This is a genomic window from Kitasatospora papulosa, from assembly GCF_000717245.1.
In the GTDB taxonomy this organism is placed as follows: domain Bacteria; phylum Actinomycetota; class Actinomycetes; order Streptomycetales; family Streptomycetaceae; genus Streptomyces; species Streptomyces papulosus.
On the sequence record NZ_JNYQ01000024.1, the window covers coordinates 1 to 18,001 of the forward strand.

At 74.9% G+C, this 18,001-nt stretch carries 4 protein-coding genes; 3 read left to right on the forward strand and 1 reads right to left on the reverse strand.

The window, feature by feature from the left end:
* On the forward strand, positions 1–4,138 hold a 4,138-nt coding region (locus IA22_RS0132110; protein WP_030125661.1), incomplete at its 5' end, for a type I polyketide synthase.
* 226 nt (positions 4,139–4,364) lie between these two features.
* Here IA22_RS0132110 and IA22_RS0132115 read toward each other — a convergent pair.
* Positions 4,365–7,169: a helix-turn-helix transcriptional regulator gene (locus tag IA22_RS0132115; protein ID WP_030125662.1), complete on the reverse strand. Its 2,805-nt coding sequence runs from the start codon at positions 7,167–7,169 to the stop codon at positions 4,365–4,367.
* 638 nt (positions 7,170–7,807) lie between these two features.
* On the opposite strand from IA22_RS0132115, the gene IA22_RS0132120 reads away from it, so the two are divergent.
* Both IA22_RS0132120 and IA22_RS0132125 read left to right on the forward strand, forming a co-directional pair.
* Complete coding sequence (locus IA22_RS0132120) at positions 7,808–13,225, forward strand: type I polyketide synthase (protein WP_030125663.1); 5,418 nt, start codon at positions 7,808–7,810, stop codon at positions 13,223–13,225.
* Positions 13,225–17,976: a type I polyketide synthase gene (locus IA22_RS0132125; RefSeq protein WP_030125664.1), complete on the forward strand. Its 4,752-nt coding sequence runs from the start codon at positions 13,225–13,227 to the stop codon at positions 17,974–17,976. The genes IA22_RS0132120 and IA22_RS0132125 overlap by 1 nt, the downstream gene beginning before the upstream one ends.
* The last annotated feature ends 25 nt before the right edge of the window (positions 17,977–18,001 follow it).

Below are 18,001 nucleotides of genomic sequence, written 5' to 3' on the forward strand. Positions count from 1 at the left end.
CCGGTTGCTGGATGTGGAGCGGGAGTGGGTGCGGGGTGAGCGGGTGCGTCGTGCGGGGGTGTCGTCGTTCGGGATCAGCGGGACCAACGCGCACGTGATCCTGGAGGAGGCACCCGACGACGACACCTCCCCCCGGACCGAGGCGGAGACCCCGTCCCCCCTGCTGCCCGTCGTCGTCTCCGGGGCCACCCCCGAGGCACTGGCCGCCCAGGCGGGCCGGTTGCGCGCGGTCGCCGACGAGCGGATCGCCGACCTCGCCCACTCACTGGCCACGGGCCGCGCCGACCTCACCCACCGCGGCGCGATCGTCGCCCGTGACCGGGACGAACTGCTGGCCGGACTCACCGCGCTGGCCGACGGTGCCACCACCGACCACGTCGTGCGCGGACGGCCCGTGGCCGGCCGCACCGCCTTCCTGTTCACCGGGCAGGGCGCCCAGCGGACCGGTATGGGCCGCGGCCTGTACGACACCCACCCGGCCTTCCGGCGGGCCCTGGACGAGGTGTGCGACGCCCTGGACGCCCATCTGGACCGGCCGCTGCGCGAGGTCATGTGGGCCGAACCCGGCACCGACGCGGCCGAGTCACTCGATCACACGCTCTACACCCAGAGCGCCCTGTTCGCGGTGGAGACGGCGCTGTACCGCCTGCTGGAGTCCTACGGCATCCGCCCGGACCGGCTCGCCGGCCACTCCATCGGCGAACTGACCGCCGCCCACGTCGCCGGTGTGTGGGACCTCGCCGACGCGGCCCGGCTGGTGACCGCCCGCGGCCGCCTCATGCAGGCCCTGCCCCCCGGCGGCGCCATGCTCGCCGTGGACGCGGCCGAGGACGAGGTGCTGCCGCACCTCGGCCCCGACGTGTCCCTGGCCGCCGTCAACGGCCCCCGCGCGGTCGTGGTCTCCGGTACGCGGGCGGCGGTGGACGCGGTCGCCGCCGCCTTCGCCGACCGCCGTACCAAGCGGCTGCGGGTCAGCCACGCCTTCCACTCGCCCCTGATGGAACCGATGCTGGCCGAGTTCGAGAAGGCCGCCCGCGAACTGCGTTACGCAGCGCCCGCCATTCCGGTCGTCACCGGTACGCACGCCACCGAGGACGAGCTGTGCGCGCCCGAGTACTGGGTGCGCCATGTGCGTGAGGCCGTCCGCTTCGGGGACGCGGTCCGCGCCCTGGAGGACGACGGCGTCCGCACCTTCCTCGAACTCGGCCCCGACGCCGTCCTGTCGGCGATGGGCCCGCACGCACTCGCCGACCCTGAGCGGTCCGCGTTCGTACCGGCCCTGCGCCGCGACCGCGTCGAGGAGGTGACGTTCGCCGCGCTCGTCGCCACCGCCCACGTACGCGGCCTCACCGCCGACTGGCAGCGGATGCACGAGGGAACCGACGCCCGGCGCGTCGATCTGCCGACGTACGCCTTCCAGCGACAGCGGCTCTGGCTGGACGACGGGCCCGGGGCGGTCGCCGACGCCGGAGGGCTCGGCCAGTCACCCGCCGGGCACCCGATGCTCGGCGCCGCCCTCACCCTGGCCGGCGCCGACACCGTCGCGCTGACCGGCCGCCTCTCCCTGGCCACCCATCCCTGGCTGGCCGACCACGCCGTCGCGGGAGTCGTGCTGGTGCCCGGCAGCGCCTTCGTGGAACTCGCCCTCCAGGCCGGTGACCGCGCCGGCTCCGCGCACCTGGAGGAGATCACCCTGGAACGGCCGCTGGTCCTTCCCCCGCGGGGTTCCGTGCACCTCCAGGTGACCGCCGCGGCTCCCGACGCCGCCGGCCGCAGGCAACTGGCCGTGCACGCACGGCCCGAGGACGCCTCGGGCGACTGGACCCGGCACGCCACCGGAGTACTCGCCCCGCCGGCCGCGCCCGAACCCGCCCCCCTCGACGTATGGCCGCCCGAGGGCGCCGTCCCCGTCGAGGTGGGCGGCCTCTACGACCACCTCGCCGAGCAGGGGTACGGCTACGGTCCGCTGTTCCGCTGCCTGCGCGCCGCCTGGCGGCTCGGCGACGAGGTCTGCGCCGAACTCGTCCTCCCCGACGCCGACGCGGCCGACGGCTTCGGACTGCACCCGGCGCTCCTCGACTCGGCCCTGCACGCCATCGACCTGCTGGACGGCCAGGACCCGACCGTCATGACCCTGCCCTTCGCCTGGGAAGGCGTCACCCTGCACGCCACCGGGGCCACGGCCCTGCGGCTGCGGCTCACCCCGCACGGCACCGACCACATGACCCTGGGCCTGTACGACGTGTCGGGCGCACCGGTCGCCGAGGTGGCGTCACTGCGCGTCCGCCAGGTGACGGCCGAGCAGCTGAACGCCGCCGCGCCCGCCCCCGGCGACCTGTTCGCGCTGCGCTGGACCCCGGCGGAGGTGACCGCCGACGGGGCGGCGTCCGAGCCCCGCACCCTGACCGTGACCCTGGACGACACCGCGGACGGCGACCTGCCGGCCCGGGCCCGCGGGGCCGCCGTGCGCATCCTCGCCGCGCTCCAGGAACACCTGGCCGAACCGGCGGACGGCACCCCTCTGGTCGTCGTCACCCGGTCCGCGGTCGCCGTCACCGCCGACGCGGCGCCGGACCCGGCCCAGGCCGTCGTCTGGGGCATGGTGAGGTCCGCCGCCGTCGAGCACCCCGGCCGGTTCGTGCTGGCCGACACCGACGGTGACGACGCCTCGGCCGCGGTCCTGCCGGCCGCCGTCGCGACCGGTGCGCCCGAACTCGCCCTGCGCCGAGGGGCGGTGTACATGCCGGAGCTGACCCGGATCGACGGGTCAACGGCTGCGCCCGCCGTCCCGCTCGACCCCGAGGGCACCGTCCTCATCACCGGCGGCACCGGCAGCCTCGGCCGCCTGCTCGCCCGGCACCTGGCCGAGCACCACGGCGTCCGGCACCTGCTGCTGGCCGGCCGGAGCGGCCGGACACCGGACGCCGAAGGGTGGGAGGAGCCCGTCGCCCCCGGCGCGCGGATCACGGTCGCCGCCTGCGACACCACCGACCGTGCCGCGCTGGCCGAACTGCTGGCCTCCGTTCCCGAGGCCCATCCGCTGACCGCCGTCGTGCACGCCGCCGGCGTCCTGGACGACGGCCTGCTCACCGATCTCACCGCCACGCGCACGGAGACCGTGATGCGGCCCAAGACCGATGCCGCCTGGCACCTGCACGAACTCACCCGCGGCCTGGACCTGGCCGCCTTCGTCCTCTTCTCCTCCGCCGCCGGCACCCTGGGAGCGGCGGGACAGGCCAACTACGCGGCGGGCAACGCCTTCCTCGACGCGCTCGCCGCCCGGAGGAACGCCGAGGGGCTGTCCGCACTCTCCCTGGGCTGGGGGCTGTGGGACACCGGCGACGGCATGGCAGCCGGCCTCGGCGAGGCGGAACTGCGCAGGCTGGCCCGCGACGGCATCCTGCCGCTGCCCGCCGACCGGGCGCTGGCCCTGTTCGACCGGGCCCTGACCACCGGCGGTCCGTCGCTGCTGCCGATCCGCGTCCAGGTCACCGAGGACGCCCCGGCCCTGGTCCGCGCCCTGGAACCGGCACCGGCCCCGGCCCGCCGGGCCGTCCGGGCGGTGGAGGCCGCACCGGAGGAGACGGAGCCGCTGGCACGGCGGCTGGCCGGGCTCGGCGCCGCGGACGGCAGGCGACTGCTGGTCGACACGGTGTGCGGGCACGTCGCCGATGTCCTCGGACACGGCTCCGGGGGCGCGGTCGACGCCGAACGCCCGCTGGGCGACCTCGGCGTGGACTCGCTGGCCGCACTGGAGCTGCGCAACCGCCTCGGCGCCGAGACCGGGCTGCGGCTGTCCACCACGCTCACCTTCGACTACCCGACCTCCGAGGCCCTCGCCCAGTACCTGTTCGAGGAGATGGGCGGGGCCGGGACCGACGAGGAACGCGTCGACGTGGAGGCCGAGGTGGTACGCCTGGAGACGCTGCTGGGCACCGTGCTCGGCTCCGACGGGCTCGACGACGAACGCCGTGCCCGGGTGGCCGTACGGCTCAGGGCCCTCACCGCCCGCTGGGACGGCTCGGCGCAGGTGACCGACCCCGGAAAGGCCGGCGACACCGGGGAGAAGGGGCTGGAGGCGGCCACGGCCGACGAGCTCTTCGGCATCCTCGACGGCGAACTGGGCAGCTTCGGCTGACCGCCGGACGCCAGGACGGGTGGGCCCGGAGCGCGGTGCACCGCGCTCCGGGCCCACCCGTCCTCGTCCCCGCACTGCCGCGCCGCTCACCGTGCCGGTGTCCGGAGGCCCCTCTCCCGTACTCGTCCGGGCGGGCGTGGCCCGCCCGGACGGCAGAACGGCCCCCTCCGGAGCCCGTACGGGGACTCGCGAAGGGGGCCGTGCGACGGGGGAAGGTGCCGGAGGGTCAGCCCGCCGAGGAGTGGCCGGCCGCCCAGCGGTCGGACAGCTTCGGAATGCGGTGCTCCAGCATCTTCGGCGGCAGCTCGGAGCGGCTGGCCACGTGCAACTTCCGGTAGACCCTGGTGAGATGCTGCTCCACCGTGCTGATCGTGACGTGCAGCCGGCCGCTGATCTCCCGGTTGGTGTACCCCAGCGCGGCGAGGCCGGCGACCCGGCACTCCGCGTCGCTCAGGATGGCCGAACCCTCCGCCTCCGACCCCTCGCACTGGCCGGGATCCTCCAGCAGGTGGGCGTCGACCGGTGATTCGACGCTGCACGCCTCCGCCTCACGGGCCGCCTGGCGGGCGACCAGCCGGGCACGGGCGTACTCGCCCAGTTCGTAGTGCGCGGCGGACAGGTCGGCGTAGGCCTGGGACAGGGTGTGCTGGTCGCCGCAGAGCTTGAGCAGGTCGATCGCCTCCCGCAGCAGCAGGGCCCGGCGGTGCGGCTTGCTCGTGGCGGCCAGCATCCGTAACGCCATCGCGCGTGCGCGGGAACTGTGACCGCCGGGCAGCCGCAGCTGCTCCTCGGCGCACTCCCGGGCGGTGCGGGCCTTGCCGATCCGCAGATTGGCCAGGGCCAGGTCGGACCGCCAGGGAATTCCCTTCTGCAGGCTGGAGTTCCCCTGCCGCATCAGGCCGCTGCACGTCTCGAAGTCGTTGAGTGCGGCGAACGGCCGGTCGGTGACGAGGTAGTGGTGCCCCCGGGCCCGCAGGTACTGGATGCCGAAGACGGTGCGGAACATCGGCTCGGGGACCTCCCGTTTGAGCACCCGCTCGGCCTCGTCGTAGGCGCCCATGGCGGTGTGGGCGAAGATCGCCGTCGACAGCGGGAGCCCGGCGAGGACTCCCCAGCTCCCGTCGTGCAGACTGCTCAGCGCCCTGTCGGCGCCCTCGGCCGCGGTCGTCATGTCTCCGCGGAGCAGCGCGATCTCCGCGCGTACGCTGCCGAGCAGCGCCTGCCACGTGGTCGCCCGGCGCTCGACCGCGGACTCCAGCAGCGCGTCGCACGCCTCGGCGGCGACCGCGGGACGGTCGGCGTGGGCGATCGCGAGGAGCGCCATCGCCACCAGTTCCAGGTTGAGGTGGTCGAGTTTGCGGCCCTGCAAGGCCTGGGCCACGGCTGCGGCGGAGTCGTCCGTCGCGACCCCGCCGACCAGGACCGCCACCTGCGCGGCGAGCCCGCCGTACCGGTCGGCCGGAGTCCGCCGGCGCAGGTCCCCACCGGCGCCCCGCGGACTCCTGGCGGGCAGCGCGACGCCGTAGAACCACTGCCGTACGAACTCGACCTCGACCAGGATCTGCGCGTCGCCGGGGGAGTGCGCGGGAACCAGCGTGGCCACGGTCTCGGCGGCCAGCTCGGTGTCGCCCTGCCACAGCATGTGCCGCAGGACGGTGGCGGTGTCGCGCATGCTCAGTTCGCCGTCCAGCGCAGGCCGGCGCAGCGGCTCCAGATGGGCGGACGCGGCAGCGGGGTTGACACGCCACTCCGCCCGGGCGAGGGCGGCCGACAGGGCGTTGCGTTCCTGCGGATCCGTGCAGTCGCGCAGCATCAGGTTCAGGTAACTGCTGCACAGCTCCACGTCGTCCGCCGCCAGGGCCTGCTCGGCGGCGGCGCGCAGCACCCCCGGGCCCCACGGCTGCGGGACCCGGTCGGCGGCGCGCAGGTGCCGGGCCATGTCGCCCGCCGGCGCGCCACTGCGGTACAGCAGATCGGCTGTGCGCGCGTGCAGGGTGGCACGCGCGGTGGGGTCCATGTCCTCGAGCACCGCGGTCGCCGCGGCCGGCAGGCGGAAGGCGTGACCGTCCAGCAGCCCCGCCGAGTTCAGGGCCTCGACGGCCTCCTCGACACCCGCGGGTGTGGTGTCGGCCAGCTCACCCAGGACGCCGGCGGAGGCCGGTGCTCCGAGGGCGGCGAGCGCCCGGATCACCCGTAGGTGCCGTGGCTCGCCGCGGCGCACGACCGACAGCACCGCCTGGCGGTAGGCGGTGCCGGCGATGGGACGGTCCATGTCGCGGCCGAAGCGGGTGCTGTCGTCCAGCAGGGCGTGCGCCAGCAAGGGGTTGCCGGCGGTGGCCCGGTGGAAGGCGCGGCCCACCACGGCGGGCCGCGGGGCCGTCGACTGGGCGGCGATCAGTTCGCCGATGCCCCGCTCGGACAGGGGGCCCAGACGCACCCGGCGGTGCGGCCGGCGGATCAGTTCGGCGTGGGATGCGGAGTGACCGCTGCCCGGATGGCCGGATGTCGTGCACACCACGAGGACGGGACGGAAGCGGCTCCTGCCGAGCAGGTGGACGACGGCGTCCAGGGAGGCCTCGTCCATCAGGTGGGCGTCGTCCACGGCCAGCACCAAGGGGCGCTCGCCGTCCGCCAGGCGCAGCAGCGCCTCCGTCGTCGCGATATCCGGATCGCTGAATTCCGCGCCGGGCCGCCGATCGGAATTCCGGGCGGTCGGTTGTGTGTTTCCGGCGGTCAGTTGTGCGTTTCTGCCCGTCGGCCGGCCGGTGCCCGCCGGAACGGGCAGCACCTCACCGTTGCGCAGCAATTGCCGCAACAGGCTCATCGGCCGGTCGCGCTCGGCCGGGTGTGCCGTCCCCTGGAGTATGCGTGCGCCCGACCGATCCGGAGCGGCCAGAAATTCGTGCAGAAGCTGGGTCTTCCCGGAACCGGGACCACCGGTGACTATCACGAATCGCCCGGATCTTCGGGTGCTCTCGGTAAACGCTTCGTTAAGTATGTGTAATTCTTTGGAGCGGTCGAAAAGGCGCAAGGTGTTCCCCCTGTGTCCAGTTAACGCCCGTGGATTCGCGCCCGTCTGGGTGAAGTGCTGTTGCACGGGATCGGTCCGAGTCCCCGTTTCACCTGCATTTATTCTGTTCGAGAGCTGTTACCGCAGTGCTGAGGGGGCGGCCCTCGATCTCGCGGGCCAACCCCCTGAGGCTGCTCTCGGTGTGAGCGCAGCAAGAATGAAAGCCAGTCATTCGTGACTTGATTCGATCGGTTCGGCAGGTCTTTCCGGAGGGAGGAAAAATAGCTACTCGATCAAACAAACAGCGAGGTTATAGCGCCATGTCAACGTTGTCAACCAGGTGCTTGTGGAAGTTACTTCTCACTCACGATGCCGGTCCGAGGCGACTTTCTGCGGTCAGTTGATTTACCGGTAAGTAAAGAAAAGAAGCGGGCCGCCGCACGTGCGAACCGGGCGCGTACCGGTGCCGTGCCGCCCGTTCGGGCACGTCGTGCCGCTGCCCGCGTGGCCGTTCACGGCCCCTGGGGGCCGTAGGGGTATCAAGCGCATCCGTCCCCTACCTAGCCTCCGTCAACGGAGGGGGAAGCGGACCGGGATCCCGTCCGGAGACAGTCCGCAGGACCGAGGCCCACTTTCGATCCCGATCGGATGGCGCGCTGGTGAACAACGAAGAGCAGCTGCTCGACTACCTCAGGCGGACGACCGCGGACCTGCGGGAGGCACGACGCCGGCTGCGCGAGAACGAACAACGCGCACACGGACCGGTGGCCATTGTCGGCATCGGCTGCCGCTACCCGGGCGGTGTCACCTCGCCCGAGGACCTGTGGAACCTGGTGGCGACGGGGACCGACGCCGTGTCGGAGTTCCCCGGCGACCGCGGCTGGGACGTGGAGGCCCTGTACGACCCCGACCCGGACCGGCCCGGCACGACCTACGCACGCACCGGTGGCTTCCTGTACGACGCCCCCGACTTCGACTACGACTTCTTCGGCATCAGCCCCCGCGAGGCCCTCGCCATGGACCCGCAGCAACGCCTGCTGCTGGAGACCTCCTTCGAGGCGTTCGAGCGGGCCGGCATCGTGCCGGCCTCGCTGCGCGGGAGCCGCACCGGGGTGTTCGCCGGCGTGATGTACAACGACTACGCCACCCGGCTCGACAGCGTCCCCGACGACCTCGACGGCTACCTCGCCAACGGCAGCGCCGCGAGCATCGCCTCCGGGCGCATCGCCTACACCTTCGGCCTGGAGGGCCCGGTCGTCACCGTCGACACCGCCTGCTCCTCCTCGTTGGTCGCCCTGCACTGGGCGGTGCGCGCGCTGCAGGCCGGCGAGTGCTCCCTGGCGCTGGCGGGCGGGGTCACCGTGATGTCCACCCCGGAGACGTTCGTCGACTTCAGCAGGCAGCGCGGGCTCGCTCCCGACGGCCGCTGCAAGGCCTTCTCCACCGCCGCCGACGGCACCGGCTGGGGCGAGGGTGCCGGCATGCTGCTCGTGGAACGCCTCGCCGACGCGCGGCGCAACGGCCACCCGGTGCTCGCCGTGGTGCGGGGCACCGCCGTCAACTCCGACGGCGCCAGCAGCCGGCTGACCGCGCCCAACGGCCCCTCCCAGCAGCGGGTCATCCGCCAGGCGCTGGCCGGCGCGGGCCTCGCCGCCGCCGACGTCGACGTGGTGGAGGCGCACGGCACGGGCACCTCGCTCGGCGACCCGATCGAAGCCCAGGCGCTGCTGGCCACCTACGGCCGCGAACACCCCGCCGACCGGCCGCTGCTGCTGGGCTCCGTCAAGTCCAACCTCGGTCACACCCAGGCCGCCGCGGGCGTCGCCGGAGTCGTCAAGATGGTCATGGCGATGCGCCACGGAGAGGTGCCGCCCACCCTGCACGTCGACGCCCCCACGGACCAGGTCGACTGGGACGCGGGAGCCGTCGAGCTCGCCCTGGAGCGACGCCCCTGGCCCGACACCGGCGCCCCGCGCCGCGCCGCCGTCTCCTCCTTCGGCATCAGCGGCACCAACGCCCACGTGGTGCTGGAACAGGCCCCGCCCGAGGAGGAGGCCACCGCCCCGGACACGGAAACGGCACCGGCCGTCACGGCGGCGGCCACGCCCGTGCCCTGGATCGTCACCGGCCGCGACCCCGAGGCCCTCGCCGGCCAGATCGCCCGGCTGCGCGAGCACGTCACCGGACGCGAGGACGCCGCTCCGGCCGACATCGCGCTCTCCCTGGCCACCACCCGCACCCACTTCGAGTACCGCGCCGTGGCCGTCGGCAGCGACACCGGCACACTGCTGGACTCCCTGGGCACCGCGACCCCGCTCACCCCGGTCGGCGGCAGAACCGCCTACCTGTTCACCGGACAGGGCGCCCAGCGCCCCGGCATGGGCCGCGAACTGCGCCGCGCCTACCCGGTCTACGCCGAGACGTTCGACGCCGTGTGCGCTCTCGCCGACCCCCGCCTCGAGCGTCCGCTCGCCGAGGTGGTCGACGGCGACCCCGAACTGCTCACCCGTACGGACTACGCGCAGATCGCGATCTTCGCCACCGAGGTCGCCCTGTACCGGCTGCTGGAGTCGTGGGGCGCGGTGCCGGACCACCTGGCCGGCCACTCCGTCGGCGAACTGGCCGCCGCCCACGTCGCCGGAGTGCTCTCCCTGCCGGACGCGGTCTCCCTCGTCCTCGCCCGCGGCACCCTGATGGCGGCGCTCCCGGCCGGTGGCGCCATGGCCGCGCTGCGGGCGACCGAGGAGGAGGTCACCCCCCACCTCGACGAGCTGGTCGGGCTCGCCGCCGTCAACGGCCCCCGCTCCGTCGTGGTCTCGGGGACCGAGGCGGCCGTCGACGCCCTGGCCGCCCGCTTCGGAGGGGGCAAGCGGCTCAAGGTCTCCCACGCCTTCCACTCGCCCCTGATGGACCCGATGCTGGAAGCGTTCGCCGAGGCGGCCGCGCGCTGCGAGTACCACGAGCCCCGGATCCCGGTGGTCTCCACCCTGACCGGCTCACCCGCCGGGCCCGGCGAGCTCACCACCCCCGGCCACTGGGTGGACCACGTCCGCCACGCCGTCCGGTTCGCCCCCGCCCTCACGACCCTGCACGACCTGGGCGTACGGACGTTCCTCGAGGTCGGCCCCGACGCGGCGCTCACCGCGCTGGCCGCCGAATGCCTGCCTCCGGACAGTGTCTGCCTGCCCGTCATGCGCCGCGACGGCGACGAACCGCACGACCTGGTCACCTCCGTGGCCCGGCTGCACGCCGCCGGGGGGACCGTCGACTGGTCGGCCTTCCACGCCCCGCACCACGCCCGGAACACCGACCTGCCCACCTACGCGTTCCGCCGGACCCGCCTGTGGCTCGAGAACGCCGCGGGCGGCACCGGCGACGCCGACGGACTCGGCCAGCAGGCCACCGGCCACCCGCTGCTCACCGCGGCCACCGAACTGCCCGACACCCAGGGCGCGGTCCTCACCGGAAGGCTGTCGCTCTCCTCCCACCCCTGGCTCGGCGACCACGCCGTCCACGGCACCGTCCTGCTGCCCGGCACCGCCTTCGTCGAGATGGCCCTGCGGGCCGCGGCACAGACGAACTGCGACACCGTCGGGGAACTCACCCTGCACGCCCCCCTCACCCTGCCCGAACAAGGCTCCGTGGCCGTACAGGTCGCCGTCGACGCGGAACGGGACGGACGCCGTGAACTGACCGTCTGGTCACGCCGCACCGGCACCCCCGAGACCCCGTGGACCCGCAACGCCGCCGGCGTCCTGACCGTCGCGCCCGCCGACGCCGGACCGCCCGCCGGCCCCGCCGCCTGGCCGCCCGCCGGTGCGCGGCCCGTGGACCTGGAAGGGCTCTACGACCGGCTGGCCGGCACCGGCTACGGCTACGGCGAGGTCTTCCAGGGCCTGCGCGCCATGTGGCGCCGGGGCGAGGAGCTGTACGCCGAGGCCGCCCTGCCCGACGGAGCACGCACCACCGCCGGCGCCTTCGGCCTCCACCCGGCCCTGCTGGACGCCGCCCTGCACGTCAACCTGCTGGACCTGCCCGGCGGACAGGCCGTGCTGCCGTTCGCCTGGAGCGGCGTCACCCTGCACCGGGCCGGCACCGACCGGCTGCGCCTGAGCCTGTACCCGGAGGGCAACGACGCCGTACGCCTCGACCTGGCCGACGGCGACGGAGCGCCCGTCGCCACCGTGCGCGGCCTCGTGGCCCGCCCCGTCACGGCCGAGCAGCTCACCGCGGACGCCGACGACCCGCTGTACCGGATCGACCTCGTCCCGGCCCCCGGTGCCGCCCGTACGGCCCTGTCCGACCTGGCCGTCTGCGGCGCCGACGCCGGCCTCGACGCACCCCGGTACCCCGACCTCGCCGCACTGGCGGACGCGGGAGACGCGCCCGGCACGGTCGTCCTGGCCGTACCCGCCGACCCGGGCACCGGCGAGGGCCTGCCGGAGCGGGCACGTGACCTGGTGGGAACCACCCTGGACACCCTGCGGCTCTGGCTCGACGACGCACGCTTCACCGGCCGCAGACTCGCCGTACTGCTGCGTGGCGACCACCTCACGCACGCCCCGCTGTTCGGCCTGGTGCGCGCGGCGGCGGCCGAGAACCCCGGCCGCTTCCTGCTGGTCGGCACCGACGGCAGCGCCGCCCCGGACTCCGCCCTCGCCACGGCGCTGGCCTCCGACGAGCCCGAGACCGCGGTCCGCGACGGCGAGGTACGCGTGCCGCGCCTGGCACGCGCCAAGCCCGGCGGCCCCCACGTCTGGGACCCCGACGGCACCGTCCTCGTCACCGGCGGCACCGGCGGCCTGGGCGCCCTGATCGCCCGTCACCTGGTCACCGGACACGGCGTACGGCGTCTGCTGCTGGCCGGCCGGCGCGGTGCGGACGCCCCCGGCGCGGCCGACCTCCGGGCCGAACTCGCCGCACTCGGCGCCGAGGTCACCCTCGCCCGCTGCGACGTCGCCGACCGCGCCGACCTCGCCGCACTGCTCGGCCGGCACCCGGTCCGCGCCGTGGTGCACGCCGCCGGCGTCGTCGACAACGGCGTCCTGGCCTCCCTCGACGCGGACCGGGTCGAGCGGGTCCTGCGGCCCAAGGTCGACGCGGCCTGGCACCTGCACGACCTGACCCGGGACGCGGACCTCTCCGCGTTCGTCCTGCTGTCCTCCACCGCGGGTCTGCTCGTCGGCGGCGGCCAGGCCAACTACGCGGCCGCCAACACCTTCCTCGACGGTCTCGCCGCCCACCGCCGCTCCCTCGGGCTGCCCGGCGTCTCCCTGGCCTACGGCCTGTGGGCATCGGGCGGCGGCATGAGCGCCGGCATCGAGGCGGCCGACCTGGAGCGGCTGCGCCGTCTCGGCCTGCCGGCCCTGGCTCCCGCCCAGGCCCTGCGCATGCTCGACGCCGCACTCGGCGCCGAGGACGCGCTCGTCGTCCCCGTCCGGGTGGACGGCGCCGCCGTACGGACCCGGCCCGACGGCATACCCGCGCTGCTGCGCGGACTCGTCCGCCCCGCGGCCCGCAGGACAGGGGGCGGGCCCGCCGAGGGCACCTCGTCCGACTCCTGGCGCGAGCGGCTCGCCGGCCTGCCCGACACCGAACGCGACCGCGCCCTGCTCGACCTGGTCCGCACCCATGTCGCGGGCGTCCTCGGACACCCCTCACCGCAGTCGGTGGACCCCGGACGCGCCTTCCAGGAGATGGGCTTCGACTCGCTCGCCGCCGTCGAACTGCGCAACCTCCTGGCGGGAGCCACCGGCCTCGCCCTCCCCGCGACGCTGGTCTTCGACCAGCCCTCGCCCCGCACCCTCGCCGCCCACCTCAAGACCGCACTGGTACCGGGACCGGCCGACCTCACCCGGACCGCCCTGGCCGACGTCGACCGGCTCGAGGCCGTGCTGCTCGGCCTGCCCGACGAGGACGGCAGCCACACCCGCGTCACCGCACGCCTCGAAGCCCTCCTCCGCGGCTGGCAGGACGCCCGCGGCGGCGACGCCGCGCCCGCCCCGGCGCAGGACTTCGGCGAGGCCAGCGACGCGGAACTCTTCGCGACGATCGACAACGAACTGGGAGCCCTGTGATGGAAGACCCGGCAACGGCCGACAAGCTCCGCGACTACCTGAAGCGGGCCACGACCGAGCTGGAGCGAAGCCGGCGCCGCGTGAGGGAACTGGAGGAGCAGGACCACGAGCCCGTCGCCATCATCGGTATGGGCTGCCGCTACCCCGGGGGCATACGCACCCCCGAGGACCTGTGGCGCATCGTCGACGAAGGCGTCGACGTCGTCTCCGACTTCCCCACCGACCGCGGCTGGGACGTCGACGCCCTCTACGACCCCGAGCCCGGGGCGCCCGGCAAGACCTACGTGCGCCACGGCGGATTCCTCTACGACGCCGCCGAGTGCGACCCCGCCTTCTTCGGCATCAGCCCGAAGGACGCGCCCGGAACGGACCCCCAGCAGCGCATGCTGCTGGAGGTCACCTGGGAGGCCTTCGAGCGGGCCGGCATCGACCCCACGGCCGTGAAGGGCACGCAGACCGGTGTCTTCGTCGGCCTGATGCACCACGACTACCTCGGCGGCACCATCTCCGGCAGCATCGTCTCCGGCCGGATCGCCTACACCCTCGGGCTCGAGGGCCCGGCGGTCACCATGGACACCGCCTGCTCCTCCTCCCTCGTCGCCCTCCACTCGGCGATCCAGTCGCTGCGCAAGGGGGAGTGCTCCCTCGCGCTGGCCGGCGGCGCCGCCCTCATGGCCAGCCCGGAGATGTTCGTCGAGTTCAGCGAGCGCCGCGCCCTGTCGCCCGACGGCCGCTGCCACTCCTTCTCCGACGACGCCGCCGGAGCCGCCTGGGCCGAGGGCGCGGGCATGCTCCTCGTCGAGCGGCTGTCCGACGCCCGCCGCAACGGCCACAAGGTGCTCGCCGTCGTCCGCGGCAGCGCCGTCAACCAGGACGGTGCCTCCAACGGGCTGACCGCGCCCAGCGGACCGGCCCAGGTGCGGGTCATCCAGCAGGCGCTCGCCGACGCCCAGCTGGCCCCGCACCACATCGACGCGGTGGAGGCCCACGGCACCGGCACCACCCTCGGTGACCCCATCGAGGCCCAGGCCGTCATCGCCGCCTACGGGCAGGACCGCCCCGAGGGCCTGCCGCTGTGGCTGGGCTCCATCAAGTCCAACATGGGCCACGCCCAGGCCGCCGCCGGAGTGGGCGCCGTCATCAAGATGGTCATGGCGATGCGCCACGGCACCCTCCCCAGGACCCTGCACGTCGGCACCCCCAGCACCGCCGTCGACTGGAGCGCGGGCGACGTCGAACTGCTCACCGAGCCCCGCCCCTGGGGCGGCGACGGGCGGCCGCGCCGCGCCGGCATCTCGTCCTTCGGCATCTCCGGCACCAACGCGCACACCGTCCTGGAGGAGGCACCGCCGACCGAGGACGACGGGAGCGCCCCGCCCCGCGCCGGCCTGCCCGTCGTGCCGTGGCTGCTCTCCGGCAAGGGCGCCGACGCCGTGCAGCGGCAGGCGGAACGGCTGCTGGCGGCCGCGGGAGACCTCGACCCGTACGACGTCGGCCACTCGCTGGCCACCACCCGCTCCCTGTTCACCCACCGCGCCGCCGTCACGGGACGCGACCGTGACGAACTGCTGGCCGCCCTGCGCGAGGTCGCCGACGGCACCCGGGCACCCGTCGTGGCCCCCGAACCCGGCCGCCTCGCCGTCCTGTTCTCCGGGCAGGGCTCCCAGCGCCCCGGCATGGGCCGCACCCTGCACGCCGCCTTCCCGGTATTCGCCGCGGCCTTCGACGAGATCTGCGCCGCCTTCGACGAACACCTCGACCGGCCGCTGCGCGACGTCATGTTCGACGAGGACGCCGACGGCGCCGACGCGCCGCTGCACCGCACCGTGTACACCCAGGCGGCGCTGTTCACCTTCGAGACCGCCCTCCACCGCCTGCTGGAGCACTGGGGCGTCCGCCCCGACCTGCTCGCCGGACACTCCATCGGCGAGATCGTCGCCGCCCACGTGGCCGGCGTGCTGGACCTGAAGGACGCGGTCACCCTGGTCGCCGCCCGGGGCCGCCTCATGCAGGACCTGCCGGCCGGCGGCGCGATGGTGTCCCTGCGCGCCACCGAGGCCGAGGTCCTCGGGCTCCTCACCGACGGTGTCGACATCGCCGCCGTCAACGGCGCGCGCTCCGTCGTGGTCTCCGGTGACGAGGAGGCCGTCCTCGCCGTCGCGGCCCAGGCGGAGAAGAGCACCCGGCTGAAGGTGTCGCACGCCTTCCACTCGCACCGCATGGACCCCATGCTCGAACCCTTCCGCGAGGTGCTGGCCGGCCTCACCTTCCACGAGCCCGCGCTCCCGGTCGTCTCCAACGTCACCGGCCGGATCGCCGACGACCTCACCGACCCGGAGTACTGGGTACGCCACGTCCGCGAGGCCGTCCGCTTCCACGACGGGGCCACCACGCTCGCCGCCGAGGGAGCCACCCGCTTCCTGGAGATCGGCCCCGACTCGGTGCTCAGCACCATGGCGCAGGACGTGGTCCCCGACGCCATCGGCACCCAGAGGCGCGACCGGGCCGAGGACGCCACCCTGGTCGACGCCCTCTGCCGCCTCCACCTCACCGGCACCGGCCCCGACTGGCGGACGGTCTTCGCCGGCGGCCGCACCGTCGACCTGCCCACCTACCCGTTCCGCCGGGACCGGCACTGGGAGGACGCCCCCATCCTGCAGGCCGAGCGCCGGGCCGGATCCGGCGGCGACGCCGCCGACCCGTTCTGGGACCTGGTGCGCGAGCAGGACGTGAGTGCCGTCGCCGCCACCCTCGGTCTCGACGACGAGAGCTCCGTCGCCGCCGTCGTGCCCGCCCTCGCCACCTGGCACGGCCGGCGGCAGGCGCACGCCGCCGCGGACGGGCTCCGCCACCGCGTCACCTGGGAACCGCTGGCGCCTCCCGCCACCCCGGCCCTCGGCGGGGCCTGGCTGGCCGTCGTCCCCGCGTCCACCGCCGGGGACCCGTGGACCCGCGCCGTGACGGAGGGCCTGACGGACAACGGGCTGCGCGTCGACGTCCTCACCGTGCCGGACACCGCCGACCGCGCCGCACTGGCCGACGCGCTCACCGGCCGGACCTCCGCCGACGGCATCCTGTACCTGCCCGCCCCGGCGACTCCGCCGGCCGCCCTCGCCGCCCTCGTCCAGGCGCTCGGGGACGACGGAGCCGACGCCCCGCTGTGGTGCGTCACCCGGGACGCCGTCGCCCACGGGCCCGGCGCCACCGTCACCGGCTTCGCCCAGGCCGCACTGTGGGGCCTCGGCCGGGTCGCCGCCCTGGAGCACCCCGACCGGTGGGGCGGCCTCGTCGACCTGCCCGCCGAGGCCGGTCCGCGGACCGTGGCCCGCCTGGCCGCGCTGCTCGGCGACGCCGGCGGCGAGGACCAGGTCGTGATCCGCGAATCCGGCGCCCACGGACGCCGGCTGGAGCACGCCCCCGCCCGCGCCGGCGCACCCTGGAAGCCGTCCGGCACCGTGCTGGTCACCGGCGCCACCGGCGCGATCGGCGCGGCCGTCGCCCGCCGGCTCGCGGCCGAGGGCGCCGACCACCTGCTGCTGACCTCCCGCCGCGGCGCCGACGCACCCGGCGCCGCCGACCTGGTCCGTGAACTCACCGCCACCGGTACCGGCGTCACCCTGACCGCCTGCGACGTGGCCGACCGGTCCGCCCTGGCCGGCCTGCTCGACTCCGTACCGGCGCGGCACCCCCTGACGGCGGTCGTGCACCTGGCCGGTGCCCTCGACGACGGCGTCCTGGACGCCCTGGACGCCGACCGGTTCGCCCGCGTCCTCGGCCCCAAGGCGGACGCCGCCCTCCACCTGCACGAACTGACCGCCGGGCTCGACCTGTCGGCGTTCGTGCTGTTCTCCTCCCTGACCGCCACCGTCGGCGGCGCCGGCCAGGCCAACTACGCCGCCGCCAACGCCTACCTGGACGCCCTGGCCGAGCACCGCCACGCCGCGGGGCTGCCCGCCACCTCCGTGGCCTGGGGCCCCTGGGGCGGCGACGGCATGGCGGCGCACGGCACGGTCCGCGCCTCGGCCCGGGCGATGGGCATGTCCCTGCTCGACCCGGACACCGCCCTCACCGCGCTGGGCCGCGCCCTGGACGGCGGCGACACCACCGTCACCGTCGCCGACGTCGACTGGTCGGTGTTCGCCCCCGCGTTCACCTCGACCCGGCCCAGTCCGCTGCTGTCCGCACTGCCCGAGGCCCGCCGCACCACGAGCGGTCCGGACGGCGCGAACGCGGCCGACGGCTTCGCCGAGAAGCTCGCGGGACTCACCGGCGGGGAACGCGAGCGCGCCCTGAACGACCTGGTCTGCGGCCAGGCGGCCACCGTCCTCGGATACGGCGACGCCGGCGCCGTCGAACCGACCACCGCCTTCCGCGACCTCGGGTTCGACTCGCTCACCTCGGTCGACCTGCGCAACCGGATCAGTGGCGCCGCCGGGGTGCCGTTGCCGGCCACGCTCATCTTCGACTACGCCACACCCGCCGCCCTGGCCAAGTACCTGGGCACCGAACTCGCCGGCGCGGACACGTCCGTTGACTCCGTGGTCGCCGAGCTCGAACGGGTCGCCGCCCGGCTCGGCGACCTCACCGCCGAGGACCTGGAGCAGAGCAGGGTCACCACCCGGCTGCAGACCCTGCTCAAGGACCTGGACAAGACCCTCGGCCAGGATGCGGCAGCCGTCACCGGCCGGCTGGAAGAGGCCTCCGCCGACGACGTCTTCGCGTTCATCGACAAAGAACTCGGCTCGGCGTGACCCGGTACTCCCACGACACCCCGGC

Bases quoted from the DNA above. Each gene is read 5' to 3' on its own strand.
- IA22_RS0132125 (WP_030125664.1), top strand. From the start codon at position 13,225: ATGGAAGACCCGGCAACGGCCGACAAGCTCCGCGACTACCTGAAGCGG.